The following is a 25726-nucleotide window of genomic DNA, read 5'->3' on the forward strand; positions in this document are numbered from 1 at the left end:
CGATGGCGACGGGGCCCGGAAACGCGACCGCAACTGTCACGCGCTGGTCGCGCGCGTTCGTCGCGGTCGGCGTCGGCTTCTTTCTCGCGTGGCAGGTCGCCGTCGCGACGGGCCTCCCGCGAGCGGCGACCGTTCCCCTCGGCGTGTTCGGGTTCGTCCTCCACGTCGTCTTCGGGAAGGCGTACACGCTCGTCCCGTCGTATTTCGCGCGTGAGCTGGCCGTTCCGCACGCGCCGGCGGTCCACCTTCCGTTCGCACTGGCCGGAACGGCCGGTGCGTTCGCGGCCGGTGTTGGACTCGGACCGCCGATACTCGGGGCCGCGAGTGCGACGAGTTGGCTCGTCGGCTGTCTCGTCTTCGTCGCCGTCCTCGGTTGGACCGTCCGGGATAATCCGACGGGGCGAGAAACCGGCACGGGCGCGACCGAGACCCGCCGCAAACGGGTCGATCGACTCGCGAACGCCGCCCTTCCCGTCGTGTTCGCGTACCTGCTCGTCGGCGCGTCGCTGTCGGTGGTGGGCGAACTCGGCCTCGAGCCGCCGGTTCTTCCGGCGAGCGGGCCGGCAGTGACCCACGTGTTCGCGGCCGGAACGGCGGCGCTGCTCGTGTTCGCGATCGGGTTCCGGCTGTTACCGCGGCTGTTGGTCGCCTCGGTGAACCCCCTGCTGGTTTCCCTCGTCGTCGGTGCCGGAATCGTCGGTCCCGCACTGCTCGCAGTCGACTTCCGTGGCGGATCGCTGTTTCGCGTCGGTGCCGGGCTCCAGGCGACCGCACTCGTCGGCTTCGGGGTCGCCGTCGTCGGATTTCGTCGGCAAACCGACCGCCGGCGCGTCGGCGGCTGGGCGATACTCGCCGGGGCAGCCTCCGGGGTCCTGGTCGCGGCGCTCGGTCTGGCGTTCGCGTTCCTGCCCGCCTCGAGCGTTCCCGCGACTGCGTTCGACGCCCACTACCGACTGGCCGTCGGCGGCTTCCTTGGGCTGACGATCGTCGGCGTCACCTACCACTTCTATCCACCTGCTGTCGCCTCCGTCCCCGGTATCGGAGACCGAACTGCGAGGGCGTCGGTCGTCGCGCTCGTCGCCGGCCTGGGACTCGCCGTCGTCGGATCGCTCGGCGCAGTTCCGCCCCTCGTCGGGACGGGACAGTGGCTCTCGGTGCTCGGTGCGATCCTCTATGCCGGCGTCCTCTGGACGATCTTTCTCGAGCGTGCCGGATGACGACAGGGGCTACGACTCCGCCCGTGCCTCGAGCCAGCGGACGGCCGGCGTCGCGGTGATCCCGTGGACGACGAGGGAGACGAGGACGACCGCTCCGACGATGGCCCAGAGCACGTCCGCGTCGGGGAACGCGGCTTCGTTGAGTCCGTATGCGAGGTAGTAGAACGAGCCGATCCCGCGAATCCCGAAGAACGCGATGGTCGCCCGTTCGGCGGGGTCCCGATCGAACCCGAGAAACCCGACGAGCCCGGCGAGCGGTCGAACGAGGAACACGATCGCGACCGCCACCACGGTTCCCGTGAGCGTGAGCGGGTCCAAGAGACCGCCGACGATCGCACCGCCGAAGAAGAGCATGATGAACGACATCATCACCTGCTCGGCGAACTCGCTGACTTCGTGGAGCGATCGGTTGTACTCGTGTGAGCGCTCGTCGTGACGAACCATCAGCGCCGCGACGAAGACCGCGATGAATCCGTAGCCACCGACGAGTTCGGTCGTCCCGTAGACCAGCAACGTGCCGGCGATCGCCTCGAGTCCCTGGACCGACTCCGCGACGGGCGTCTCCGGCTCCGTCGCGAACACGAGACGGCCGGTCAGATAGCCGAGGACGATCCCAGCGATCACGCCGACGACGATCCGGTAGCCGACGTCGACGACGAGCCACTCGCCGATCCAGTTGCCGGGCGCGAGGCCGACCAGAGCAGTCGCGATGGCCAGGTTCGTAAACGGGAAGGCGAGTCCGTCGTTCAATCCGGCCTCGGAGGTCAGGGCGAACCGGACCTCGTCTTCCCCGCCAGCAGCCCCCTCTAGCCCCTCTTCCTCGTTGCCCATGCCTGGCCCACCGACCTGTACTTCCGACGCCAACACCGGATCGGTCGGCGCGATACATGCCCCCAGCAGTATCGCGGTCGGAACGACGAGGCCGAGCCACCGGCCCAGCAGCGCCGCGCCGGCGATCGACAGCGGCATGGTGATCGCGAGCAATCGCCAGGTCGACGCCCACGCGCGTCGTCCCGGCACCCGATCGATCTTCAGTCCGACGCCCATCAGGGCGACGATGACGCCCAGTTCGGCGAGGTGCTCCGTCGTCGTCCCCTGTTCGAGGGGATCCGGCGGGGGCAATCCGATCGGCAGCCCGAAGACGAGCATCCCGAAGGCGACGAAGAAGATCGGCAGCGAGATCGCACGGTCGGAGACGAACCGTGGGAGGACGGCGACGCCGAACAGTGTGGCACCGATTACGACCAGTCCGACGTTGTACAGCTCGAGGGCCATCTGGGCGGGTACCACTACGAGGAATCGCCCCTTCAGCGCCGTGCCGGCGTTTGCAGAACGAACGCATATGACGGGAGCGAGCGAACCCACACCGGTGGATCCGAACGCGTCGGAAACGGGACGCGGATCGCTGTCGCGGCGGCAGTTCCTGCAGGCCGGCTCACTCGCTGGCGCTGTCGCCCTCGCGGGCTGTATCGAGGAGATGGGAACGGAGTTCCCCGAGAACGAGGAGTGGCCGGTCTCGGAGTACGTTCCGGCGCTCCCCGTCGAGGAACGACGCTCGATCCTCGAGGAACGGATCCCGGAACTCGCGGCGACCGACGTCACCGACCCCGAGGGACTCGCATCGACGCTCGAGGAGTACGAGATGGCCGTCGAGTCGGTCGAGCGCGAACGGGACGTGCTGACGCTCGAGTACGTCAACACGGACCGCCACGACGAGGGAAACGTCCACGACGTTGCACTGATCGCAGGCGGGTACGCGGCCCTGGTCGACACCGGCTACGACGCCGTCGCACTGGGGGCGACGATCCTCGACGACGCGCCGGCGTCGTACGGATCGGCGACGGTCGAGACGCCGCTCGCGACGGCGTACAACGACGGCGACCTCACGGCCGCCGAGTACGGCGAACTGGTCGTCTCGACGATCGAATCCCAGCGCTACGAGCCAGCGGTCGACGTCTCGCCGGACGAATAGGGGTGGGACGGGCTCGACCCGCGGCTACTGTTCGGGCGGCACGTCGACGTCGGGCTCTCCACTACCCGCTGGGGCCGTCTCCTCGCTCGACTCGAGTGTGCTCACGAGTACGCCGCCGATCCCGTCGGGTCCGTGGCGGTGGATCGTCAGGAGGGTGTTCGCGATGAACAGCCCGATCCCGACCGTCGCGAGGACGTGACTCGCGGTGACCACGGCGGAGGGGATCCCGATGAGCGGTGCCACCGAGAGACCGGCGAACCCGGCGAGCGTCGCCCAGAAATCCGCCCGCTCGAGGCGGTCGTCGTAGAGGTCGTCGATCATCGGGACCTGTTCGAAGCCGAGCCGATCGCTGTAGCGCTCGATCCAGATGATGAAGGGGACGATGTGGTAGAGCGAGCCGATGACGACGAAGCCGAACACGCCGAGCAACAACAGCGCCTGTGCGTCGGGATGGCCGAACAGCGATTCGTACGCGAGCGGGTCGGTCCACCACGTCGGTGCGGCGAGGGCGACCCACGTGACCAGCGCCGCGACGACGACCCAGTAGCGAACGAGCATGGGGGACCGTTCGACGGTCGCCCCGGCCAGTAGCCGCCCGATCACGACCGCAAACGCCGCGAGTCCGAGGAGGAGGGCGATCCCGCCGGCCCGCGCCAGCGGCTCGACGGTCAGCCCTCGGCCGAGTGCGAGCGCGACGAGCCCGGCGGGGAAACAGAACTGCTCGAGGGCGAGCAACCGGTCGCTGTGACGGTCGGGCTCCGCCTGAGTGAACATCTTCCCGAGCTGGAAGAGCGCGCCGACGACCGTCGCGAACACGGCACCGAACAGCGCGAGCGTCGCGTGAGAGAGGTGGAGGTCGAACCGGGACACCGGCAGCGACTCGAACACCGGCGTCGTGAAGTCGATCGCCAGCAGGAAGCCAAACGGTGCGACGAGGGCGAAACACACGAGTGCCAGCGCGAAGTGTCGCTCCGTGAAATCGAACGGGCGTGCGCGTGCGAGGGTTCGTCCGACGTTGTAGACGAAGAGCCAGATCCCCGCGAGCATGAGCGTAGCGCCGACCGGGAGCCACTCGAGTGCGCCGGCGAGTAACGCTACCCCGAAGCCGGCCAGTCCGACGGTGACGAGCCACAGTTGTGCGACTGCCACCCGTCGCGAGTATATCGTCGCGCCCGACCAGACGGGGACGAACTGGGTCATCGCACCCATGATCGTCACCGCGATCCAGCCCACGAGTAACACGTGGAGGTGTGCCAGCCCCGGGCGTCCGGGGAGCGTCGTTACGGCCATCACGGTCCCGCCACCGATTCCGACGGCGAGAAATCCCAGCGCGAGGAGGAAGTGCCGCAACGGGATCACCATCGGCGGCTGCTGGTCGGTCCGTAACCCGCCAGGTATTCCGTTCATGGTTCGAGGTTTGGCCCGGACGGCCCTCCCGTTCTTCCCGAACACGTTCGGAACCGAGTGTTTGCACGCTCGCCCCGTACGACCGATCCATGGGAACCGATCAAGCCGCGACCGCCGACCGACGAGCAGCCACAACGGGCGAGCGAGAACTCGACGCGACGACCGTTACCGTCCGGTGTACCGGCCACGTCCGCACCGCCGTCGGCAGTCATGAACTCGAGTTCACCTTCGAGGGGACCCGGCTCCGGGACTTCCTCGAGGCCTTCTTCGAGGAGTACGACCTCGAGGACATGCTCATCGCCGAAACCGAAGCCGACGCGACCCACAGCGGCTGGGCACCGGTGCCCGACGACCTGCCCGGCACCTGGCGCAAGAATCCGGAAGGCGACCAGACCCGGCCCTACGCTCGAGTCTGTGTCAACGGCCGCTTCAACGAGCACCTCGGCGGATTCGAGACGGAACTCACGGACGACGACCGTGTCGCGCTGATCTATCCGTTCATGTTCTGTTGTTGAGACTGCTGCGGCCATCGGCGGCGACACTGGCGGGAGCGGCGACGGTCAGTAGGGCGAACACGTTCGTATTAGGCCTTAGGTCCGTCCGAAGTCGAGTACCGAGTATGAGTCACGACGCCGCCAGCGGCGAACCCGCCACGCGCAACGAGCACGACGCATCGTGGTCGGCGAACCTCGAGGGGCCCGAACACGCGATGGATCGGGACCTGATCGTCGAGCAGTCGAAAGACGCGATCTCGGAGACGGTCGCCGGCTACCACGTCAACCTCATCACCCACGGCGAGCACGGCCATCCCGAGACGTATCTCTGGGACGAACTCGAGGCTGCCTTCGACGGGATTCGCCTCGAGTACGTCGATCGATGTGGCTGTGGCGGACACGTGACTCGCGTCCACGTCGGCGCGGAGTGAGCGCGGCGACCACGCACCGGGTAAATCGACCGACAGCGCTCGCTCCCTTGCGATCGTCAGGCTGTGAGCTATGTGACCCGGGCCGGTAGCACCGACGATGACCGCTCGAACGCAACCGTTCGACGATCCAGTCACCTGCCGCGTGTGTGGCACGGAGAACGAACACAGCTACACCTACTGCCGTCACTGTCTCGGCCAACTCCCCGCGAGACCCGATTCCCGCCGCTGAGGGGCCGGCGAGTCGAGGCCCGACGCTTCGGAATCGTCCGGAGACCCGCCCGTGCCTCCGAGTCAGTCCGCGGCACCGCCGACGACCGACCCGCCTCCCTCGCCGTACACCTCCTCCTCGGTGAGGTAACACTGCGGATCGGGCTCGAAGAGGTCGCCCGTCGACGCCAGCGCACGCAGCCGCGAGGCACCGCGGCAGATCGACTGGTACTGACACTCCCCGCACTTCCCTTTCAGGTGCTCCTCACGGTTCCGCAACGCCCCGAGTAACGGGTTCGACTCGTCCTCCCAGATCTCGCCGAAGGGCCGGTCGCGGACGTTGCCGAGGCTGTATCCCTGCCAGAACTGCGTGAGGTGGACGTTCCCCTGATAGTCGACGTCGGCGACCCGCTCGCCTGTCGGATCGCCACCGTTTCGCTCGAGATGGGTATAGACCGCTCGTGCCTTCTCCTCGCCGAAGTTCTCCCGGGCGTACTCGACGAGGAACGCGGCGTCGGCGTAGTTGCCCACGAGCAGGGTCTCGATCTCCTCCCCCTGTGAATGGTACTCGAGCGTGAGATCGGCGACCTGCTCGATCGCCTCGCGCTTTGCTTCGGGCGAGAGGTCGGCGTCGACGATCTCGGCTCCCCGCCCGCCGTAATCGAGGTGGTAGAAACAGAACCGATCGAGCCCCTTGTCGACGAGCAGGTCGACGACCCCCTCGAGGTCGGGCGCGTTGGCCTCGGTGATCGTGTAGCGCAGGCCGGTTTTGAGCCCGGCCTCGAGACAGTTCTCGATGCCGCGGACGGCGGCGTCGAACGCGCCGTCTTCGCCTCGAAAACGGTCGTTTCGCTCGGGGAGACCGTCGACGGAGATGCCGGCGTACTGGAGCCCGGCGTCCCGCAACGCTGCGGCCTTCTCGGGAGTGACTAGGGTGCCGTTCGAGGACAACACCGGGCGAAGTCCACGGTCGGCCGCGTAGGAGACGAGGTCGACCAGATCGTCGCGGACGAGCGGTTCGCCCCCCGAGAAGAGGACGACGGGCGCGCCGTAGTTGGCGAGTTGATCGAGAAACGACCTGGCTTCGGCAGTCGTGAACTCGCCGGTCGCGGGTTCGGTCTCGGCACCGGCATAGCAGTGCGAACAGTAGAGGTTACACCGGCGGGTCGTGTTCCAGACGACGACCGGCCGCTGCTGTTTCTCCTCGGTAATCTGTGGTTTGTCCGAACCCTCGGCCGCGTCGTAGCGCAGGCCGTCGCCCTCGGCGTCCAGGTCACAGAGCAGTTTGCTGATCGAGATCACAGACTGTTCACCTCCGAGGCACCGGCGGTTTCCTTGTAGACGCGGGGTTCATCGCCCTCTCCGTCGCTATCGTCGTCGCCAGTATCTTCGTCCGGCCGCTCTTCGGCCGTCTCCGCGAGACCGCGCGTCGAGTACCGCTCGACTGCGTCGGCCGGGCAGAGCCAGACGTCGGCGGCGTACCAGCCAAACAGCCGCGACGCGTGTTCGTGTGCCGCCGTTGCGCTCGCGGCGGCGACGCTCCCGACGTGGCGCATCGGGTCCCCCTCCTCGTTGCGGATGAAGACTTCCCACTGCCGGGTCGGGTTCCCTCGCTCGTCGCTCTCGACTGCCGACCGACGTGCTTTCTCGACCATATCGACACCTACGAGACGATACCGAAGGTAGTTGCGCGACCTCCCAGCGAGCGGGAATACCCCGCCCGGCGGTCGAACATCTTCCCGTCTTCCCGCCCGGCGGGAACAGTGGGGTCGTTTTCGGCCCTCCGATCCCCAGCCTCCCCTATGCCCCCCGGAACTCTCGACACGTCCAAGCGACCGTTCGTCCTCATCTGGGAACTCACCCAGGCCTGCGGGCTCGCCTGCGATCACTGTCGGGCCGACGCCAAGCCCCAGCGCCACCCCGACGAACTCTCGACGGCGGAGGGGAAAGCCCTGCTCGAGGGAGCCGCCGAGTTCGGCGACGGCCAGCTGGTCGTCCTCTCGGGTGGCGACCCGCTCGTCCGGGACGACGTCGAGGAACTGATCGCCTACGGCGACGACCTCGGCCTGCGGATGACGATCACGCCCAGCGGAACGGGGTCGCTAACCGCCGACCGCATCGAGTCGATGGTCGACGCTGGGCTCAAACGAATGGCGGTCAGTCTCGACGGAGCGACCCCGGAGTCCCACGACGCCTTCCGCGGCGAGGACGGGAGTTTCGAGGAGACGATACGGGCCGTCGAGGACGCTCGAGCCGCCGGTCTCCCGGTCCAGGTCAATACGACGGTCTGTCGGCAAACGGTCGACGAACTCCCCGCGATCCGTGATCTGCTGACCGAGATCGGGGCCGTGATGTGGAGCGTCTTCTTCCTCGTCCCCGTCGGCCGGGGTCGGATTCTCGAGCCGGTCGACCCCGAGCGGGCCGACGCGGTGATGGAGTGGTTGGCCGAGGTCAGCGAGACGGAGCCCTTCGGCGTCAAGACGACCGAGGCCCCGCAGTATCGGCGCGTATCGATGCAACGACGGACCGAGCAGGCCGGGGACGAACCGGATCCCGGCGTCAAACGCCGGACCGGGATCGTCGCGGGCGACGGCTTCGCGTTCGTCAGTCACACGGGGGAGGTGTTCCCGTCGGGATTCCTGCCGCAGTCGGCCGGCAACGTCCGCGATCGGCCCGTCACGGAGCTCTACCGGGATTCGCCGCTGTTCCAGTCGCTGCGCGACCGTGATCGGCTCTCGGGCAAGTGTGGTGCCTGTCCCTATCGCAACGTCTGTGGCGGCAGCCGATCGCGTGCGTTCGCCCACACCGGCGACCCACTCGCCAGCGATCCGCTCTGTCCGTTCGTTCCCGAGGGCTACGACGGACCGCTCCCCTGGGACGATGCCGACGGCGAGACACGTGGCGTCTCGAGCGGCGACTGACCGCCGACTGTGACCCCATCCGGGGTCGACTCGTGTCGAAACGAGCGGATCGCTCGTAGGTTCGTGCGGAGAGAAACGGAGTGACGGCGTCCGATCCTGGCTGGCTGATCAACGACGACTGGGGACGACCCCGTCGATCGCACAGGCTCGACGCCGTCGACGATAGCTCGGTGGAACCGTTACATCGGAATCAGTCGCAGTCGAGTGCACGCACCACCGGAGCAGATATGGGTGGATGGTCGACGAATACCATACCGGGGAGCAGCCGTCGTATCCCGACGATCGGTCACAGGGTCTCGGATCGGCGGCGCGTGCGATCGGTCGATGGGGGACGATCGACTTCGGGATTCCCCCGAATCCGTTCGCAACGATGCCGGGCCACACCCGTGTGCCCGCGTTACTCGAGGACGACCAGCACGTCGCCCATATCGACGCTGTCGCCTTCCTCGATGGCGATCTGCGTGACGGTGCCGCCACGGGAGGCGACGATGTCGTTTTCCATCTTCATCGCCTCGAGGACGACCAGCACGTCGCCGGCGGCGACCTCGTCGCCTTCCTCGACTTCGATGTCGAGGATCGTCCCCTGCATTTCGGCGTCGACGGTCTCGCCGTCGCCCTCCAGTTCCGCGCCCCCGCCGTCCTCGTTCGAGCCGCCTGCCGGCTCCGGACGGCTGGCCGTCGCGCCCCCGGCGTCGACGTCGCCGGCCGGAATCGCGGGCGCGCCGTGTTCCTCGAGTTCGACCTCGAAGCGCTTGCCGTTGACCTCGACGGTGAACTCGCGTTCGACGGCCTCCTCTTCGTCCTCGCTTGCGCCGCCGTCACCGGTGTCGCCGCCCCACTGCTCTTGGGCTTCCTCGATGCGACTCTCGTCTAACTCCTCGTCCAAGTACTTCGTCGTATGCGTGCTCTGGACGAACTCCTCGTCGGTCAGCATCAGCCGGTGGAACGGGATGATCGTGGGGATGCCCGCGATGTCGTACTCGCGGAGCGCGCGCAGCGAGCGCTCGATACACTCGTCGCGGTCCTCGCCCCAGACGACGAGCTTCGCGATCATCGAATCGTAGTCCGTGACGAGTTCGTCGCCCTGTCGGAGCGCGTCGTCCATGCGGACCCCGACCCCGCCCGGCGGGTCGTAGGTCTCGAGGGTCCCACCGGTCGCGGGCGCGAAGTCGTTGGCCGCGTTTTCGGCGTTGATCCGGAACTCCATCGCGTGGCCGTCGATGTCGACGTCGTCTTGCTCGAAGTCGATCTCCTCGCCGGCAGCGACCTTGATCTGGCGTTTGACGATGTCGATACCGGTGATCTCCTCGGTGACCGTGTGCTCGACCTGAATCCGCGTGTTGACCTCGAGGAAGAAGAAGTTCGTGTCGGGGCCCAGCGGGCCCTCGCGGCCGGGGTCTTCCTCGACGAGGAACTCGACGGTGCCGGCGTTGGTGTAGTCGGCGGCGGCGACGCCCCGACGGGCGGCCTCACCGATCTCCTCGCGGAGTTCGTCGGTCAGGGCCGCGGAGGGGCCTTCCTCGATGACCTTCTGGTGGCGTCGTTGAAGCGAACAGTCGCGCTCGCCGAGATGGCGGACGTTGCCGTGTTCGTCGGCGACGATCTGGACCTCGATGTGGCGCGGTTGCTCGAGGTAGCGCTCGAGGTAGACCGAGTCGTTGTCGAAGTAGGCCTCTCCCTCGCGTTTGGCGCTCTCGAGTTGGTCTTCGACCTCGCTTTCGTCCCAGACGACCTTCATGCCGCGGCCGCCACCGCCGCCTTCGGCCTTGATGGCGATCGGGTAGCCGTGTTCCTCACCGAACGTTTTGACCTCTTCGGGCTCGGTAACGGGGTCCGTCGTCCCGGGAACGATCGGGACGTCCGCCTCGCTCATGATCGTCCGGGCTTTGGTTTTCTCGCCGAGCGATTCCATCGCCGAACTGGACGGACCGATCCAGGTGATTCCCTCGGCCGCCTCGACTTTACCCGCGAACTCGGCGTTCTCGGCGAGGAAGCCGTAGCCGGGGTGAATGGCGTCGGCATCGGCCTTGCGGGCGGCCTCGATGACCGCTTCGTGATCGAGGTAGGAGTCGGCCGCACGAGCGGGCCCCACGTTGTACGCCTCGTCGGCGTAGCGGACGTGGCCCGAGTCCTTGTCGGCCTCGGAGTAGACGGCGACGGTCCCGATATTCAACTCTTCGCACGCCCGCATGACGCGGACGGCGATCTCCCCGCGGTTCGCCACAAGAACCTTCCTGAACATTCCTGTGAAAACCGTCGGTAGGCCCCTACCTTACTTTTTCGCAACGGATTCGACAACGCGGCGGCTCTCGACCGTTGACGAACCGCCTCCCGCGAACCGAGCGGAACGCCCCCCCCATGGTAGTTATGGGCAAGCGTTATCCGATCTGAGACCCTCATACACACGATGTACGAGTTCATACGCAGCCCGCTGCAGGCCCAATCCGTGCTCGAGGATCCGCTCTTGATCGTCGGGCTCGTCGGACTCCTGCTCGTCGTGATCACGGTCTGGCAGATGGTCGAGATCGTCGACGCCTACGACAGAGCGGCGCTGACGGTCTTCGGCGAGTACCGCAAACTGCTCGAGCCGGGGTTGAACATCGTCCCGCCGTTCGTCTCGCGGATATACACGTTCGACATGCGAACGCAGACGCTGGACGTCCCCCAGCAGGAAGCGATCACGCGCGACAACTCGCCGGTGACGGCCGACGCCGTGGTCTACATCCGGGTGATGAACGCAAAACGCGCCTTCCTCGAGGTCGACGACTACCAGCGCGCCGTCTCGAACCTGGCCCAGACGACCCTGCGGGCCGTGATCGGCGACATGGAACTCGACGACACGCTGAGCCGACGGGAGATGATCAACGAGCGCATCCGCACCGAACTCGACGAACCCACCGACGAGTGGGGCATCCGCGTCGAATCGGTCGAGGTCCGCGAGGTAACCCCCTCCGCGGGCGTCAAGGGCGCGATGGAGGAACAGACCTCCGCCGAGCGCCGCCGCCGCGCGATGATCCTCGAGGCCCAGGGTGAACGCCGCAGCGCCGTCGAGAAGGCCGAGGGTGACAAGCAGTCGAACATCATCCGCGCCCAGGGTGAAAAGCAAAGCCAGATCCTCGAGTCCCAGGGTGACGCGATCTCGACGGTCCTGCGTGCCCGCTCGGCCGAATCGATGGGCGAACGCGCCGTCATCGACAAGGGGATGGAGACGCTCGCCGAGATCGGCCAGGGCGAATCGACGACCTTCGTCATGCCCCAGGAACTCACCTCGCTGGTCGGTCGCTACGGCAAGCACCTCTCGGGCAGTGACGTGGAGGGCAACGGGGCGGAACTCGACAGCCTCGAGTTCGACGACGAAACCCGCGAACTGATCGGATTAGACGACATCGCCGACATCATCGGCGAGATCGACGAGCAAGCCGAGATGGACGTCGAAGCGATGGAAGAACAGGCTCGAGCGATCAAGGAAGGGCAGGACGTGGGAATGGAGGCCGAAAATCCGATCACGATGTCGGAGACGGACGACGAATCGTAACTGGAACCTGACGCTGACGCGGAGTAGACGTGGCCCACGGATAGGAATCTTCCGCCGTTAATCGTCAGTACTCGAATTCAGTTCTTCTTCGATCTCGTCGCGGCCCTCCTCGAGCCACGCCGGCTCGACCGGTTCGACGGCCGTGATCTCCTGTGTGAACTCCTCCGTGACGAATCGCCGATCGCCGTCGGTCGTCAGTTCGCCCTCGAGCGTGTAGGCCGCGAGATGGCCGTCAGCAGCGAGCGTGAGCGTAAACGAGACGTTCTCGTAGCGACCGAGTTGGTCGGTGTGGCCCTCGAGGCGATACTGCTCGTCCGACCCGTTCTCGACCGTCACGGTTTCGACTGCGCCGTAGGCCTCCTCCAGCGGGATGGGCGGAGTCGGTTCGATAGCCCGCGTCGAATCCGGCGTGTACGTGACCGTTCCGGACTCGTTCGTTCGAACGATCGGCAGTTCGGTGTCGATCCAGTGATCGTAGGTCACCGTTTCGGTCCCGTCCCCGGAGACGGTTCGCTCGACGCGGGCCGGCGATCCGGTCGGCGCAGCGACTGTCGTTTCCGTCTCGCGCTCGACGACCGTTCCCGTTTCGTCTCGTATCACGGTCTCCCGGCTGTTCCGGTAGGATTTGTGGTCGAACGCGTCGTAGTGCGCACTGAGGAGGAGATAGCTGTCCGTCACTTCCTCCCCGGTGAGTCCGGGGAGGAGTTCGCTCTCGTTCGCGTCGTTCGTCGTGGAATCGGTCCCATCGTCGACGAGGCCGCCACAGCCCGCAGTCATCACGACGAGGACGACCACCAGCAGTGTGACGGTGTGGTCACGCATACTGTCAGGCATCCGTTTCAGTGTTCGAAAGCGGCAACGCGGGCAGTTGACGCGACTCTGGACCGATATTTCGTTCTCGAGAACCGAATCGAACGATCCCGGACCGTTCAATCGACTGGTTCGCGGAGGGTGACCGTCCCATATAGTGTCAAATACTCTTCCAGAATATGGCTTTTCTGCACGAACCCAACGGCTGCAACCCGACGTCTATGAAGCGTGAAAAGACCGCAGCGGGGTCGCTATCGGTAGAGAAACCGGGATCGAATCGGTTCAGAAACGCTGTCGGAACTGCCGTCAGAACTGCTTCGTCCGCCCCGCAGCCGACCACGGATCGGTCGGTGCATCGCGCGGAACGCGGACAGTCCGGTGTTGCTGTGCGCGAACCCGACCCGTGAAGGCCCAGCGCTCGTCGTCCCACGTCTCCTCGCCCTCGGCTGCCGCGGCGGCGGCCGCGAGCGCCTGATCGTGGAGGTGCGCGCCGATCGCAGCCACGATCGCTGCGGCCTCGTCGTCGTCCGCGTCCGCCGGCAGGTTCAGGTCCACATTCGTCGGCAGCCCTCCGGCGAGGGCCGGGTCGTTCCCGGTAGCGGGATCGTCGGCCGTCGTGGGGTCGCCACGTCCGTCACCGACCGTCTGTTGCTGTGAGGTCATCTGACTACAGTGGGATGTTGCCGTGTTTCTTGTCCGGGTTCTGTTCGCGTTTGGTCTCGAGCATCTCGAGGTCGCGGATGAGCCGCGGCCGAGTTTCCGTGGGGACGATGACATCGTCGAGGAACCCTTTGTCGGTCGCAGTGTAGGGGTTGGCGAACTCCTCGCGGTACTCCTCGATGAGTTCGTCCCGAAGCTCGTCGGGGTTGTCGGCCTCCTCGAGTTCCTCGCGGTAGAGGATGTTGACCGCGCCCTGTGGGCCCATGACGGCAATCTCGGCGGTCGGCCAGGCGTAGTTGACATCCGCGCCGAGGTTCTTCGACGCCATGACGCAGTAGGCACCGCCGTAGGCCTTCCGCGTGATGACGGTGAGGAGGGGAACGGTCGCCTCGGCGTAGGCGTAGAGCAGTTTCGCGCCGTGGCGGATGATCCCGCGGTGTTCCTGGTCGGTTCCGGGCATGTAGCCGGGGACGTCGACGAAGGTGACGATCGGGATATTAAAGGAGTCACAGAAGCGGACGAACCGCGAGGCCTTCATCGAGGCGTCGACGGTCAGCGTGCCGGCGTTGACGCGGGGCTGGTTGGCGACGAGACCGACCGAGCGGCCGTCGAGGCGGCCGAAGCCGACGACGATGTTCTGGGCGAAGTTGTCCGCCACCTCGAAGAAGGATCCCTCGTCGACGACGCTATCGATGACGTCGGTCATGTCGTAGGGCTTCTGTGGGCTCGGCGGGACGATGTCCGTGAGCGCGTCGTCGCGCCGGTCGGGGTCGTCCCAGGGCTCGACGCGCGGTGGGTCCTCGACGTTGTTCTGGGGGAGATAGGAGAGGAGCCGCTTGATGTCGTCCAAGGCCTGTTCCTCGCTCTCGCAGGCGAACTGGGCGACGCCGGTCTTGTTGGCGTGGGTCATCGCGCCGCCGAGTTCCTCGTGGGTGACCTCCTCACCGGTGACGGTCTTGGTGACGCCGGGGCCGGTGATGTACATGTGGCTGGTGTCTTTGACCATGAAGATGAAGTCGGTGATCGCCGGGGAGTAGACGGCTCCGCCGGCACACGGACCCATCGTCGCCGAGATCTGCGGGACGACGCCGCTGGCTTCCTGATTCCGGCGGAAGATCTCGGTGTAGCCCGCGAGGCTCTTGACGCCCTCCTGAATGCGGGCTCCAGCGGAGTCGTTGAGCCCGATGACGGGCGCGCCGACCTCCATCGCCATATCCATGACCTTGCAGACCTTCTCGGCGAAGACCTCGCCGAGCGACCCCCCGAAGACCGTAAAATCGTGGGCGAAGACGAAGGTGGTGCGCCCGTTGACCTCGCCGTAGCCGGTGACGACGCCGTCGCCGGGGATCTTCTTCTCCTCCATCCCGAACTGGCTCGTCTGGTGGGTCCGGAGCTGGTCGAACTCCGTGAAGGTGCCCTCGTCGAGGAAGTAGTCGATCCGCTCGCGGGCGGTCATCTTCCCCTTGTCGTGTTGCTTCTCGATTCGCGCCTCGCCGCCGCCTTTCCGTGCCTCTTCGCGGAGTTCCTCGAGTTCGTCGATGCGGTCCTCCATCGTCATAGGGAAACCCTCCCGTGGCGACTCATTGGCCGAGGCAACGGCCACCGGAATAAAAAACGTTCTGTAACTCGTATTATTTCCCATGAGGGTTCGGGCGTTATCGTATCACACGGGCCGGCGGACGACCGGTGGTAGTTCCGTTGGGCTGTGGCCGGGGTACGGGTCGGAGGAATCGATTCCCACCTAGTGTGAAACACATCCACATTGTGGATGGATATTCCGTGACGTACTTTTCGATTCATGAACAAATGCGGAACGAATCATGACAGATGACACTGAAAGCGGAAAATACTGAATATAGTCCCCGAATGTAAGGTTTTAAGGCATGGTGAGAAAGGGTTAAACCATGGCACAACGCGAAACATGGGCAACGAGAGCGGGGTTCATCCTCGCCGCGGTCGGCAGTGCAGTGGGATTGGGTAACGTCTGGAGGTTCCCGTATCAAGTCGGTGAATTCGGCGGCGCGGCGTTCCTCGTCGTCTACCTCGCTTTGATCGCGGTCATCGGGTTCCCGGTGATCTTAGTCGAGTTCACCGTCGGCCGGTACACGGATCGAAATCCCGTCGGCGCGCTCAAGCAGATCGGCACGGGTTCGTGGCAGCGGATCGGGTGGGTGTTCGTCCTCGCGGGCTTCGTTATCCTCTCGTACTACAGCGTCATCGCTGGCTGGGTTTTGCAGTACACCGTCTACGGACTGCAGGGGAACTACGCCGCAGACGGTGCGGCGCAGTTCGGAGCAACGACCGGGGGAATGATGTCGGTCCTCACACACGCGATCTTCATGGCGGCCGTCATCGCCGTCGTCGGGTTCGGTATCCAGCGCGGTATCGAATTCTCCGTGAAGCTGATGGTTCCCGCGATCATCATCCTCCTGGCCGGTCTGGCAATCTACGCCGGAACGCTCCCGAATGCCGGGGAAGCCTACGCATACTACCTGTCACCTGAACTGGGTACTATTGCCGCGAACTGGACCAGTATCTTACCCGCAGCAGCCGCACAGGCGTTCTTCACGCTCTCGCTCGGGATGGGCGTGATGATCACCTATGCATCCTACCTCGGAGAGGATCGTAACCTCGCCAAAGACGCCGTCATCATCGTCGGATTAGACACGGCGATCGCGTTCACCGTCGGCCTCGTCGCGTTCCCGGTCCTCTTCTCCGGCGACCTCGCCGTCGCCGACATCGTCGCAATCGGCGACGGTCCGGGATTCATCTTCATCGCGCTTTCGCAGGCGTTTAGCAACATTCCGTTCGGCAGCGTTCTCGGGGCGGTCTTCTTCGGTACCGTCACCATCGCGGCGCTCTCGAGCGCGATCAGTATCATGGAGGTCGTCGTTTCCTACCTGATCGACGAACGCGGCGTCGATCGCGTCCCGGCGACGCTTCTCATCGGGACCGTGATATTCCTCTTCGGCGTTCCCGTCGCGTACGACGGAAGTCTCTCGTGGCTCACGGTCTACGACGAACTCGCTAACAACATCCTGCTCATCCTCGGCGCACTGTTGTTAGCCATCTACATCGGCTGGGTCAAGACCGACCTCGGCCTCGAGGAACTCGGCAAAGGGATTCGAAACCTCGGCGGGTGGGGAACGGCCTGGATCTGGGCGCTTCGAATACCCGTCGTCGTCACGCTGGTCGTGATCCTCGGACTGAACGCGATCGGTGCGTACGAGGCGATCAGCGGTATCCTCGGCTAATCGGCGGCCGTTTTCGCCGATCAAGCCTCGCCGTACACTGGCACCGCAGCACCACTCGTCACCGCGGCCCCGTCGCTACAGAGAAACGCCATCACGTCGGCGATCTCGAGGGGGTCGACCCACGAGTCGTGATCGGCGTCGGGCATCATCTCGCGGTTCATCGGGGTATCGATCACGCTCGGCATGACGCAGTTCGCGCGGACGGTCCCGCGGTTCTCCTCGGCTACCGTCTCCGTCAGCAGCCGGATACCGGCTTTCGTGATCCGGTAGGAGCCATCGCCCGCGCCGCCCTCGAGCGAGGACCGGGCGCTGATGCTGACGATCGACCCCGCCGTCTCCTGGAGGTGTGGCAAGGCGTGTTTGGACGCCAGAAAGGCCGTCTTCAGGTTGACGTCCACGAGTAACTCGAACTCCTCGAGATCGGTGTCCTCGACGTGATCGCCGCCCCGCCACGTCCCGGCGACGTTCAGCAGGTGGTCGATCCGGCCGTGGTCGTCGACGACGGTCGCCATCAGGTCGGCCACGTCGTCCTCGTCGGTCAGGTCCGCCTCGTAGAACGCGAGATCGGATTCGTCGGCGGGATCGGGCTCGAGCAGGCTGTCTCCCTCGTCGGGCGCGATCACGTCGACGGCACAGACCGTCGCACCCGCCTCGAGAAACCGTTCGACAGCGCCGCTGCCGAGTGCGCCGCTCGCGCCGGTGATCACTGCGACGGTTCCGTCGAAGTCGACGTCGAACGCGGTCGGAACTGCCATGCTCTAGGGTGTGCGCTCCGGTCGCATCAAAGACGGGGGCTGTCGAGGGCGGGCACACGACGGAGAGCGAACCGACGGAGCCGGCGCTACGAATCGGTCGGCAACTCGGCTCGTTTGAACCAGAAGTCCGCGATCGCGTCGACCAGTTCGGTATACCCCGCCGGATCGGAGGGTTTCCTGAGGGACGCGTTCGCCGCGAGTTCGTAACTCTCGTCGATGTGCTCGCGGGTCGGCGACCGCGTCAAGACGAGCACGGGAAGCGGTACGAGTTCCGACTCGTCGCTCAACGCTTCGAGTACTTCGAGGCCGGACATCCCCGGCGAATCCATGTCTAAGAGGACGAGATCCGGGATCGACGGTGACTCGCCGTCGTGGTCGGTGACCTGTGCCAGCGCTTCGTTCCCGTCGGCCACGACGTGGAGCGACGTTTCGATGGCTAACTCGTCGAACGCCTCCCGGATCAACCGGGCGTCCGCGTCGTCGTTCTCGACGAGCAGCACATCGACCGAATCGGCCCCTCGACCGCTCATGGGCGGCTCACGACTGACAAGCGTGTGGTGGGGTCATCCAATGTGACACACGCCTCCACCTAGTCAGGAGACCCGGTTAAGCCTACGTACTAAGTGATTTGGAACCTGCGGACAGAACCGCGTCTCGAGGCTCAACGTGGGCGCATCTCGGGGAATAGCAGTGTCCGAATCGAACGGGCTACTCGCCGACGTTCAACCGACTCCTACCCCGTCGGGGTGTAAGACCGATTTCCCTCGATCCGCGAGCGCGTATTCACCGGCCGTTACGGACGGCTTTCGCCGACGGTCGTCACGGACACGGTCCGCGTTCGCGGGCCGTCACACTCGACGAGCAGCACCGACTGCCACGTTCCCAGCGCCAGCTCGCCGTCCGCGACTGGAATCGTCACGTCCGGGCCGACCAGCGACGCGCGGAGATGCGAGTCCGCGTTGCCGTCCAGTTCGTCGTGGGCGTGTCCCTCGTCGGGAACCACGTCCCGCAGGAACGACTCGAGATCGTCACGGAGCCGCGGTTCGGCTTCCTGAACGACGAGTCCGGCCGTCGTATGCTGGACGAACGCGGTACAGATCCCCTCCTCGAGGCCGTCGGGGACGGCCGCGGCGATGCGATCGGTCACGTCGACGGTCGTCAGCCGTGACTCGGTCGAGACTGCAAACGACATGCTCGAGGGGACGACCGCACGGATGGAGTCGGTTCCGGTTTTCCTCGCGATATCGGCGCGATCAGGAAAGGCGGGTCATACGGTTTGCTGTACCGACGTCCCCGCGCAACCACACTGCGGTTCGCGGGCGCGCCGTCACTGACTGACGGTCGTCCGTGTCAGTGCCCATTGGGCGCGGTCGCGGACGTTCGGGGACGGATCGTCGCTCGCGAGCGCCCGCAGTCGTGGCGCGGCCGCGTCGACGCGCCCGTTCCCGAGCGCGATGCAGGCGTTTACCCGGACGTGCGGATAGTCGTCCGCGAGCAACTCACAGAGCTGTTCGCGAACCGGCTCGAGTGCGGATTCGATCCCGTCGGCGACCCGTGCCAGCGTCATCGCGGCCATGGCCCGCGTATCCGGGTCCGAACAGGACAGCGAAGCCCCGAGGGATCCACAGACCGGTTCGACCGCGGCTGGATCGTGGTCGGCCACGTCGCCGAGACAGCCGATCGCGTCGTGTCTGAGTGCCGTTTCGTCGTGATCGACGAGCGTGGCAGCGTGCGTGACGAACTCCCGGGACGGTACCTCCCCCTCGGATCGCACGAACCGACCGAGCGCTCGGAGCGCCGGCGTCCCGTTCTCGACCGGGTTCACCGCCAGCGCATCGGTGAGAACCGGGACCGCCGGCTGGATCGCCGCCGGGTCCGCCGTCGAGACGTGTGCCAGCACTTGCAGCCCGCAGTGATCGAAGCCGCGTCGTGTCTCCAGTACGCCGGTAATCGCCGTCGTATAGTCGGCCACGACGTCCGGTCGCTCGGCGGCGACGGCGGCGAGACACCGAAGGAGTGGCCGCGTCTCCGGCCGATCAGTTCGCTCGGCGGCAACGGCAACGATCGCCTCAGTCGACGGGGCGACGTCGGTCGGCGCTTCGGCCGCCAGATCGGCGAGACAGGCGGCGATCTCCTCGTGAAAGTCGAGCTCCGGGCGCTCGAGGAGCGCGCGGAGTTTCGGAACCGTCGGAACGCACGCCCCGGCCAGCCCCCGTTCGTCGATCGCCGTTCGGATCCGACGGACCGCGGCTCGCTGCTCCGCCGGATCGGTATCGTCGAGTTGTGCGAGGACTGCCGGCAGGTCGAATCCCGCTGCTCCCCCGCCCTGCTGCTCGAGGCCCCCGCCCCCATCCACATCCATCGTGTCCCGTGCATGGGTGATAGCCATCAAAAGGGTTCCGGCCAACGGCGGTCGGAAGGGAGTGCTTGAAACGCGATCAGGCGAGCCACTCCTCGGGTTTCGTGTCGTAATCGATGTCGTCGGCCGAGAGGTGTTCGACCTCCTCCCAGGGTACGTCTTCGGTCGTGACCGTCTGGCCGTCGTATCGGATCAGTTTGCCCTGCTCTTCCGGTTCGGGCTCGCGATTGCGGCGCTTGGCGACCTCGATGTCGTGTTCGTCGACCTCCTTGACGATGGTCAGCAGGTTCACCGGGCGGCCCCACAGTTCGAAGATCCGCTTGAGCGTCTCCGTGGCCTGCCCCAGATCGAGCATGACCCCGTTGTACTGGTGGCCCAACAGGAGTTCGTTCGCGTTGTTGTAGTTACCGTCGTAGACCGCAATCGTCGGTTTCCCGAAGTTGGTAAACTGCAACAGCAACTTCTTTTTGACGTCTTCGGCGGCGTCGCTGGCGACGTGGAACTGCCCGGTCGCCTGCGAGTGTTCGTAGGTGAAGTAGTTGTTCTCCGTGATGAACTCCTGGGTGAGGAACTCGTCGAGGAAGGTCACGTCGTTGTGGCTCTCCCGGACGTCGAACATCCGATCCCAGCCGGCGGTGAAATCAATGTCCTCGAGCGCCTCCTCGACCGACGAATAGCGGGCGTCGTCGAACAGGTAGCGGCCGATCCGCTCGAGTTCGTTCTGATTGACGCGTGCGAGGAAGCCGCGGTGTTGGCGCTTGACCAGCGAGTAGTGTCGCCGGGCCAATCCCTCGTAGGTCAGTACCTTCCAGGGGTATTGTTCGACGTCGATCTCGCCCTCGCGAGCCCGCTCGAGTGCCTCGTGGTCGACCCACTTCTCGGGCAGCTCTTCGAGTCGCCCGAGCGTCTCGGGCGCAATGGTCTCGATCGCCGCCGGCGGCTCGAGGATCTCGAGGACCGCATCGAAGTCGACGACATCGATGAGATTGCGCCAGGAGATTCCCTCGACGCGCAACAGCGCCTCGAGGACGGCTCGACGGTTCGTCGTGTTCTCGACGTACTCCCACAGCTCCATTCCGAGGCTGTAGGGGTTGAGGCCGCCGGAGGCCAACACCTTCGCCATGTGGTCGGCGTAGTTGAGGAACTCGTCGTCGCCGGCGAAGACCTCGTCGGTCATCATCGTCGACTCCCAGTAGGCGGCCCAGCCCTCGTTCATCACCTTCGTCATCTTCTGGGCGGCGAAGTAGTAGGCTTCCGCCCGCATCATGTCGAGGATGTCGCGTTGCCACTCCGTCATCTCGACCGCTCGTCCGGCCTCGTCGTCGTACTGCTTGCCGTGCTCGCGGACGAACGCCAGCACGTCCTTCTGGGGCTCTTCGGGAAAGCTCGGGGCGATGTCTTCCTCCTCGAGTTTGTCGAGCCACTCCTCGGTGAACACTTCGCCTTTGATCTCGTCCGAGAGTTCGAGTTCGTCGAGTTGCTCGGCGAGGTCGTCGTCGATCTCCGTGCCCGCGGGCCCGTCGACGTCGAGTCGCCGGCTGAACACCTGATGCTGGTCGATGTTGTCCTCGAGGGTCAGGCAGTGGTCGATCCACTTCTCGACCTCGGCGCGGTCGATGTCGGGATCGGACATGTACTCGTCGATCGCCCGTGCGTGACGCTCGAGCATGGCGGCGGCGTTGACCTGCTCCTCGTTGGCGCGCCCGCTGGTGAACATGCCGAACCAGTCGTTGTTCGCGAAGAAGTCCGAGTGGGCTTCGACGTGGGTGATGACTGCCTTCTGGTCGGCGATCGTATTCGACTCCTGGAGGAACGCATGGGCGGGGTTGTCGTTGTTGACGATCTCGAATGCCTTCCCGCCCGCGTACTGGCCCTGCTTTTGTTGCTTGTCGTACTGCATTCCCCACCGCCAGTGGGGGTAGCGGCTCTGGAACCCGCCGTAGGCGATGAGTTCGTTCATCTCGTCGTAGTCGATGATCCAGTACTTCACCGGATAGGGCTCGAGGCCGAGTTTCACCGCGAGGTTCCGGGCCTCGTCGACCGGCCCCTCCAGATCGCTGGCAATCGCCTGTTTGCGGAATCGGTCCGCGTTCGAATTTGAGTTACTCATCGGTCTCACTTTCCGTCGAGAGGATGTCGTAGATCGCGTCGGTCACGTCCGCCTCGCCGTTGACGTAGGCCACCGCGACGTCCTCCGCGTCGGTCCCGAAGTGGCGCTCGAGTTCCTCGGCGTGGGTGGCGTTGATCGCGTTCCCGCTGGGTTGTGTCTCCACGTAGGCGTGGAGGTTCGCCGGGATCCCCTCCATCAGCGGGATCACGCGCTCCTCGGTGTCGTTCGAGGAGTTCTCCGAGTCGCCCGCGGCGAAGACGTACCGGTTCCAGTCGGTCCAGGGGTATTCCTCCAACAGTTCGGCGGCGAGTTCGTACGCGCTCGAGATCTTGGTGCCGCCGCCGCTGCGGATGCCGAAGAACTCGTCGCGCTCGACCTCCCAGGCGTCGGCGTCGTGGGCGATGTAGACGAACTCGGCGTTGTCGTACTTGCCCTGGAGGTACCAGTCCAGCGGGGTGAAGGTCCGCTCGACGAGCTCGCGTTTCTTCTCGCGCATCGAGCCGGAGACGTCGCGGATGTTGACGACCACGACGTTCTTCTCTTTCTCCTCGATGATCTCGGGGTGGCGGTAGCGCTCGTCCTCGCGGCGGAAGGGGACGTGGTCGATCCCCTCGCGGCGGATCTTCTGTTGGACGTCCTCGCGCTCGACGTTCGCCTCGACCGCCTCGATCGACGCCCACGTCCCGCGTTCTTCGGCCGGAATATCGTCGTAGGCCTCCTGGACCCAGGCCATCGAGACGGGGAGGTTCTCGCCGCGGGCCCACTCGAAGACCTCGCGGGGCGAAATTCCCTCGACCTTGCAGAGTTCCCGGAGGAACTCCTCGTCGAAGTCCATCGCGAGCTTGCGCTTGAGTCCCTCCTTGAACATCCGCTCGAAGTCGAGGGTGCTGTTGGGGCCGGTTCGGGTGAGGTCGGTAAACGGTCCTTCCTTCTCCTCGACGACCTTCTTACCCTTCGGGTCGAGGTCGAGCCCGAGTTCCTCGTCGAGTTCCTCGGCGAACTCCTCGGGATCCATCTCGTAGTACTCGTGGTCGCCCCCCTCCTCGCCGGGCTCGCCGTCCTCGCCGTCGTCGCCCGGCTGAGGTTGTGGCTGGCCGACCGGCTGGCCGGTATCGGGCGTCCCGTCCTCGCCCTGACCGACGCCGCCCTTGTCCCGCTGATCGTACTCGAACTCCGGCAGCGAGACGATCTTCACGGGGATCTTGATCTCGCCCGGCCGGCTCTGGCCGAGGTCGCCGTACTGGATGAAATCGGCCAGATCCTCGCGGCGCTGTTCGCCCACCTCACGGAATCGATCGAGGTCGTCTCTCAGTCCCATCGGTAGCTCACCTGCCCCATGACGTGTCTGCTGGTTAGTTCGGCGGACGCTTCGGAGTAGCCAAAGAGGTTCACCATCGTCTCGATGGTGTTTTCCTTGACCGCCGCCGTCTCGGTCCCGCTTGGCGGATCGCTCCACTGTCGCGGATCGAAGTCCTCGAAGGTCCGCTCGATGTCGTCCCAATCGTGGCTCTCGAGGACCGTCTTGATGACCGGGATCGCCGTGAGGTCGACATCTTCGACGGCGAAGTCCTCGTCGCGGTGCTCCCAGGCGTGGCGGTTCAGCGAGGTGATGACCTTCTCGCGTCTGAAGTTCCGGACGCTCTCGCGGGGGCGATTCCCTTCGTACTCGGCCTCGGAGAACCGGCCCAGGTGCTCGATCTCGAAGAGCTTCATCGTCAGCGGGTCGGGTTCGACGCGCTCGCCGCGGTCGTTGTACAGCGGTTCGTCGGTCTCCCAGGCGTAGACGTGTTCGACGTACTCGGCGACGGTCTCCTCGTCGACGCGTTTGTCGTGCATGATGGCCTCGATGACGTCGCTCTCCTGTTGGTCGTAGATGTAGTTTTTCACGGGGACGACCCGGTTCTCGAACTCCGAGCGCTCGCCAGTCGAGAAGACCGGCGCGTCGATCAGTCCCTCGACCATGACGTTCAACACGTCGCGGGGCATGACGACGTCCTCGACCGAGAGGTCGGCGTGGTGGCGGTCCCGATCGGTCTGCAGGAGTTCAGCGAGCGTATCCCGCGTGTACGTGACCGGAATCCCGTGATCGCCGTCGTCCCCGTCGTCGTCGAAGTCGAACTCGTCCTTTTGGCGGCGAGTATCGCCCTCCTGGAGGTAGCCCTGATCGTAGATCAGCGCCTTGTCGACGAGATCCAGTCCGTTCGGGAGATCCTCCTCGTCGAGTCGCGTCACGACCGCGTACAGCGCAGCCGCCTCGATGGCGTGGGGCGCGAACTCCTGGACGCGCGTCTCGCCCTCGCGACCCTTGACCGTCACCGTCACCGGTGCACGGATCCGATCGGCCAGTTCCTCGTAGGTGTCGGCCTCCCAGACCGCCATCTCGTTGGTGAGCTCCCGCCGGATGAGCTCCGTCTCGAGGCTCAGCGTCGTCAGGTAGCCAAAGCGGTGTTTGTCCAGTCGGCGCTTGAGCGCCTTCAGCGGGTCCATCCCGTTGCGGTCGGCGTGTTGGTTGAGCTGGGCCTCCAGATCGGGGTTCGAGATGATCAGCATCTGGGTGTCGACGTCCATCCCGATCCCCTTGTCGAGTTTCACCGATTGCTCGTCGGGAACGTTCAGCAGCTTCTGGAGCAGGTCGGCGTGCTGGGCCGCGTCCTCGACGATCGTGAGGACGCCGTTTCCCTGCGAGAGGACGCCGTCGTAGCTAAACGCCTGCGGGTTCTTCCGGCCCCGCGAGTCCAGTTCCTGGAGCATCCCGTGCATCCACGAGCCGACGAGCCGTTCCTTCGGCGGGCCGTCGTCTTCGGAATGCAACACGCCGACGCCCTGGCCCGTGTCGACGACGTAGTTTTTCACCCGGAGGTGGTTCTCGTCGGTGATCGCCGAGAACAGTTCCTCCTCGCCGTTCCGGCGATAGCGCTCCTCGAGGAAGTCGTAGGCCTCCCGGGAGAACGGATCGAGCTCCGCATCGACCTGGACCGGAACGTGGTCGTCGAGGTCGGCGTTGAGTCGCTCGAGCAGGTCCTTGCGGACGCTCTCGGGGAACACCGACAGGGGGTGGGCCTGAACGGGGCTTTCGTACCAGTGCTGGTCGTCGCTCGCGGTGGCGTCGCCGCCGTAGCTCAGCCCGCGCTCGCCGGCCTCGGCGGTCGTGACGTTCCACTCGACCGTGTACCGACGCCCCTCGGGAGTCTTGGAGTACTCGCGCAGCCCGTTGACCAGACAGCGCTTGAGTTCGGACTTGCCCGTCGCCGTCGGCCCCTCGAACCAGATGATCTTCTCGTCTTTCGCCCGCCCCGCGGCGATCGAGCGCAGGTCGTCGACGAATCCGTTGAGCACCTCGGTGTTGCCGAGGATCGCGTGTTCGCCGTCGTTGTGCGGATCGTCGAAGAAGCGATAGCGCTCTTTCTCCTCGCCCTCCTCGACGACCGTGCGGGTGCCGGCGGCCTCGATCGCCTCGAGCAGGTACTTCGAAGCGTGGGAGCCGATCGTCGGCTGCTCGAAGAGCCGATCGACGTACGCCGCGAGGCTCATCGGTTCCTCGTAGGTCTCCTCGAGTGTGCGATCGGCCTCGGAGACGTAGTCGTGTCCGGTCAT

The 25726-nt window shown here is 65.5% G+C and carries 23 protein-coding genes; 8 read left to right on the plus strand and 15 right to left on the minus strand.

Translation table 11 applies throughout. The features are described 5' to 3' along the window. Positions 1-2 precede the first annotated feature (2 nt). Positions 3-1217, plus strand: coding sequence for a hypothetical protein (locus tag J0X27_RS02795; RefSeq protein ID WP_207270951.1), 1215 nt, complete (start codon positions 3-5; stop codon positions 1215-1217). A 9-nt stretch (positions 1218-1226) separates the two neighbouring features. Here J0X27_RS02795 and J0X27_RS02800 read toward each other — a convergent pair whose 3' ends face one another. Then, entirely contained in the window at positions 1227-2492 is a 1266-nt protein-coding gene (locus tag J0X27_RS02800; protein ID WP_207272007.1) for a cation:proton antiporter, read from the minus strand. A 94-nt stretch (positions 2493-2586) separates the two neighbouring features. Here J0X27_RS02800 and J0X27_RS02805 point away from each other — a divergent pair, with 94 nt between their 5' ends. Beyond that, entirely contained in the window at positions 2587-3189 is a 603-nt protein-coding gene (locus J0X27_RS02805) for a twin-arginine translocation signal domain-containing protein (RefSeq protein ID WP_207270952.1), read from the plus strand. Positions 3190-3213: 24 nt separating this feature from the next. Here the strand turns inward: J0X27_RS02805 and J0X27_RS02810 are convergent, their stop codons facing one another. Beyond that, the gene (locus tag J0X27_RS02810; protein WP_224214678.1) at positions 3214-4596 is read right to left on the minus strand and encodes a heme-copper oxidase family protein; all 1383 of its coding nucleotides are present in this window, start codon (positions 4594-4596) and stop codon (positions 3214-3216) included. Between the two features lie 89 nt (positions 4597-4685). Between J0X27_RS02810 and J0X27_RS02815 the strand changes: the two genes are divergently transcribed. The 3 genes from J0X27_RS02815 (at position 4686) to J0X27_RS18190 (ending at position 5750) form a co-directional block, all read left to right on the plus strand. Continuing rightward, positions 4686-5111 (plus strand): MoaD/ThiS family protein, encoded by a 426-nt coding sequence (locus tag J0X27_RS02815; protein WP_207270953.1) that lies wholly within the window; start codon positions 4686-4688, stop codon positions 5109-5111. 104 nt (positions 5112-5215) lie between these two features. After that, positions 5216-5521 (plus strand): CGCGG family putative rSAM-modified RiPP protein, encoded by a 306-nt coding sequence (locus J0X27_RS02820; protein ID WP_207270954.1) that lies wholly within the window; start codon positions 5216-5218, stop codon positions 5519-5521. 97 nt (positions 5522-5618) lie between these two features. After that, the gene (locus J0X27_RS18190) at positions 5619-5750 is read left to right on the plus strand and encodes a DUF7577 domain-containing protein (RefSeq protein ID WP_281255548.1); all 132 of its coding nucleotides are present in this window, start codon (positions 5619-5621) and stop codon (positions 5748-5750) included. Between the two features lie 62 nt (positions 5751-5812). Here the strand turns inward: J0X27_RS18190 and J0X27_RS02825 are convergent, their stop codons facing one another. Together J0X27_RS02825 and J0X27_RS02830 are read right to left on the minus strand one after the other, a co-directional pair. After that, complete coding sequence (locus tag J0X27_RS02825; protein WP_207270955.1) at positions 5813-7030, minus strand: TIGR04347 family pseudo-SAM/SPASM protein; 1218 nt, start codon at positions 7028-7030, stop codon at positions 5813-5815. Next, entirely contained in the window at positions 7027-7383 is a 357-nt protein-coding gene (locus tag J0X27_RS02830; RefSeq protein ID WP_207270956.1) for an Htur_1727 family rSAM-partnered candidate RiPP, read from the minus strand. The genes J0X27_RS02825 and J0X27_RS02830 overlap by 4 nt, the downstream gene beginning before the upstream one ends. A gap of 147 nt (positions 7384-7530) precedes the next feature. Here J0X27_RS02830 and J0X27_RS02835 point away from each other — a divergent pair, with 147 nt between their 5' ends. Then, positions 7531-8649, plus strand: a complete 1119-nt coding sequence (locus tag J0X27_RS02835) for a TIGR04053 family radical SAM/SPASM domain-containing protein (protein WP_207270957.1) — start codon at positions 7531-7533, stop codon at positions 8647-8649. Positions 8650-9046: 397 nt separating this feature from the next. Here the strand turns inward: J0X27_RS02835 and J0X27_RS02840 are convergent, their stop codons facing one another. Next, positions 9047-10891, minus strand: a complete 1845-nt coding sequence (locus J0X27_RS02840) for an acetyl-CoA carboxylase biotin carboxylase subunit (protein WP_207270958.1) — start codon at positions 10889-10891, stop codon at positions 9047-9049. Between the two features lie 165 nt (positions 10892-11056). On the opposite strand from J0X27_RS02840, the gene J0X27_RS02845 reads away from it, so the two are divergent. Continuing rightward, on the plus strand, positions 11057-12184 hold the full coding sequence (locus J0X27_RS02845; protein WP_207270959.1) for an SPFH domain-containing protein: 1128 nt from the start codon (positions 11057-11059) through the stop codon (positions 12182-12184). A gap of 57 nt (positions 12185-12241) precedes the next feature. Here the strand turns inward: J0X27_RS02845 and J0X27_RS02850 are convergent, their stop codons facing one another. The 3 genes from J0X27_RS02850 to J0X27_RS02860 all read right to left on the minus strand — a co-directional run bounded on the left by J0X27_RS02850 (position 12242) and on the right by J0X27_RS02860 (position 15206). Next, positions 12242-13006, minus strand: coding sequence for a hypothetical protein (locus J0X27_RS02850; RefSeq protein ID WP_207270960.1), 765 nt, complete (start codon positions 13004-13006; stop codon positions 12242-12244). Between the two features lie 294 nt (positions 13007-13300). Next, positions 13301-13657 (minus strand): DUF8022 family protein, encoded by a 357-nt coding sequence (locus J0X27_RS02855; RefSeq protein WP_224214677.1) that lies wholly within the window; start codon positions 13655-13657, stop codon positions 13301-13303. A 4-nt stretch (positions 13658-13661) separates the two neighbouring features. Then, on the minus strand, positions 13662-15206 hold the full coding sequence (locus tag J0X27_RS02860) for an acyl-CoA carboxylase subunit beta (protein WP_207272012.1): 1545 nt from the start codon (positions 15204-15206) through the stop codon (positions 13662-13664). A gap of 352 nt (positions 15207-15558) precedes the next feature. Between J0X27_RS02860 and J0X27_RS02865 the strand changes: the two genes are divergently transcribed. Continuing rightward, positions 15559-16908: a sodium-dependent transporter gene (locus J0X27_RS02865; RefSeq protein WP_207270961.1), complete on the plus strand. Its 1350-nt coding sequence runs from the start codon at positions 15559-15561 to the stop codon at positions 16906-16908. Between the two features lie 20 nt (positions 16909-16928). Here J0X27_RS02865 and J0X27_RS02870 read toward each other — a convergent pair whose 3' ends face one another. From J0X27_RS02870 to J0X27_RS02900, 7 genes are all read right to left on the minus strand, one after another. Beyond that, entirely contained in the window at positions 16929-17663 is a 735-nt protein-coding gene (locus J0X27_RS02870) for an SDR family oxidoreductase (RefSeq protein WP_207270962.1), read from the minus strand. Between the two features lie 86 nt (positions 17664-17749). Continuing rightward, positions 17750-18193: a response regulator gene (locus J0X27_RS02875; RefSeq protein ID WP_207270963.1), complete on the minus strand. Its 444-nt coding sequence runs from the start codon at positions 18191-18193 to the stop codon at positions 17750-17752. Positions 18194-18456: 263 nt separating this feature from the next. After that, positions 18457-18855 carry a secondary thiamine-phosphate synthase enzyme YjbQ gene (locus J0X27_RS02880; protein ID WP_207270964.1) on the minus strand — a complete coding sequence of 133 codons (399 nt, stop codon included), beginning with the start codon at positions 18853-18855 and terminating at the stop codon, positions 18457-18459. Positions 18856-18990: 135 nt separating this feature from the next. Then, positions 18991-20025 carry a HEAT repeat domain-containing protein gene (locus J0X27_RS02885; protein ID WP_207270965.1) on the minus strand — a complete coding sequence of 345 codons (1035 nt, stop codon included), beginning with the start codon at positions 20023-20025 and terminating at the stop codon, positions 18991-18993. Positions 20026-20101: 76 nt separating this feature from the next. Then, positions 20102-22132 (minus strand): SpoVR family protein, encoded by a 2031-nt coding sequence (locus J0X27_RS02890; protein ID WP_207270966.1) that lies wholly within the window; start codon positions 22130-22132, stop codon positions 20102-20104. Beyond that, positions 22125-23450, minus strand: coding sequence for a YeaH/YhbH family protein (locus tag J0X27_RS02895; protein WP_207270967.1), 1326 nt, complete (start codon positions 23448-23450; stop codon positions 22125-22127). The genes J0X27_RS02890 and J0X27_RS02895 overlap by 8 nt, the downstream gene beginning before the upstream one ends. Then, on the minus strand, positions 23441-25726 hold the full coding sequence (locus J0X27_RS02900; protein WP_207270968.1) for a PrkA family serine protein kinase: 2286 nt from the start codon (positions 25724-25726) through the stop codon (positions 23441-23443). Before J0X27_RS02900 ends, J0X27_RS02895 begins: the two co-directional genes overlap by 10 nt.

This window comes from Natrinema longum (genome assembly GCF_017352095.1).
Lineage (GTDB): Archaea > Halobacteriota > Halobacteria > Halobacteriales > Natrialbaceae > Natrinema > Natrinema longum.

What these genes read in the sequence shown, in the direction of transcription:
- J0X27_RS02795 (WP_207270951.1), top strand. Translation starts at nt 3, where the DNA reads ATGGCGACGGGGCCCGGAAACGCGACCGCAACTGTCACGCGCTGGTCG.
- J0X27_RS02800 (WP_207272007.1), bottom strand. Translation starts at nt 2,492, where the DNA reads ATGGCCCTCGAGCTGTACAACGTCGGACTGGTCGTAATCGGTGCCACA.
- J0X27_RS02810 (WP_224214678.1), bottom strand. Translation starts at nt 4,596, where the DNA reads ATGAACGGAATACCTGGCGGGTTACGGACCGACCAGCAGCCGCCGATG.
- J0X27_RS02815 (WP_207270953.1), top strand. Translation starts at nt 4,686, where the DNA reads ATGGGAACCGATCAAGCCGCGACCGCCGACCGACGAGCAGCCACAACG.
- J0X27_RS02820 (WP_207270954.1), top strand. Translation starts at nt 5,216, where the DNA reads ATGAGTCACGACGCCGCCAGCGGCGAACCCGCCACGCGCAACGAGCAC.
- J0X27_RS18190 (WP_281255548.1), top strand. Translation starts at nt 5,619, where the DNA reads ATGACCGCTCGAACGCAACCGTTCGACGATCCAGTCACCTGCCGCGTG.
- J0X27_RS02830 (WP_207270956.1), bottom strand. Translation starts at nt 7,383, where the DNA reads ATGGTCGAGAAAGCACGTCGGTCGGCAGTCGAGAGCGACGAGCGAGGG.
- J0X27_RS02835 (WP_207270957.1), top strand. Translation starts at nt 7,531, where the DNA reads ATGCCCCCCGGAACTCTCGACACGTCCAAGCGACCGTTCGTCCTCATC.
- J0X27_RS02840 (WP_207270958.1), bottom strand. Translation starts at nt 10,891, where the DNA reads ATGTTCAGGAAGGTTCTTGTGGCGAACCGCGGGGAGATCGCCGTCCGC.
- J0X27_RS02845 (WP_207270959.1), top strand. Translation starts at nt 11,057, where the DNA reads ATGTACGAGTTCATACGCAGCCCGCTGCAGGCCCAATCCGTGCTCGAG.
- J0X27_RS02850 (WP_207270960.1), bottom strand. Translation starts at nt 13,006, where the DNA reads ATGCGTGACCACACCGTCACACTGCTGGTGGTCGTCCTCGTCGTGATG.
- J0X27_RS02855 (WP_224214677.1), bottom strand. Translation starts at nt 13,657, where the DNA reads ATGACCTCACAGCAACAGACGGTCGGTGACGGACGTGGCGACCCCACG.
- J0X27_RS02860 (WP_207272012.1), bottom strand. Translation starts at nt 15,206, where the DNA reads ATGGAGGACCGCATCGACGAACTCGAGGAACTCCGCGAAGAGGCACGG.
- J0X27_RS02865 (WP_207270961.1), top strand. Translation starts at nt 15,559, where the DNA reads ATGGCACAACGCGAAACATGGGCAACGAGAGCGGGGTTCATCCTCGCC.
- J0X27_RS02870 (WP_207270962.1), bottom strand. Translation starts at nt 17,663, where the DNA reads ATGGCAGTTCCGACCGCGTTCGACGTCGACTTCGACGGAACCGTCGCA.
- J0X27_RS02875 (WP_207270963.1), bottom strand. Translation starts at nt 18,193, where the DNA reads ATGAGCGGTCGAGGGGCCGATTCGGTCGATGTGCTGCTCGTCGAGAAC.
- J0X27_RS02880 (WP_207270964.1), bottom strand. Translation starts at nt 18,855, where the DNA reads ATGTCGTTTGCAGTCTCGACCGAGTCACGGCTGACGACCGTCGACGTG.
- J0X27_RS02885 (WP_207270965.1), bottom strand. Translation starts at nt 20,025, where the DNA reads ATGGATGTGGATGGGGGCGGGGGCCTCGAGCAGCAGGGCGGGGGAGCA.
- J0X27_RS02890 (WP_207270966.1), bottom strand. Translation starts at nt 22,132, where the DNA reads ATGAGTAACTCAAATTCGAACGCGGACCGATTCCGCAAACAGGCGATT.
- J0X27_RS02895 (WP_207270967.1), bottom strand. Translation starts at nt 23,450, where the DNA reads ATGGGACTGAGAGACGACCTCGATCGATTCCGTGAGGTGGGCGAACAG.
- J0X27_RS02900 (WP_207270968.1), bottom strand. Translation starts at nt 25,726, where the DNA reads ATGACCGGACACGACTACGTCTCCGAGGCCGATCGCACACTCGAGGAG.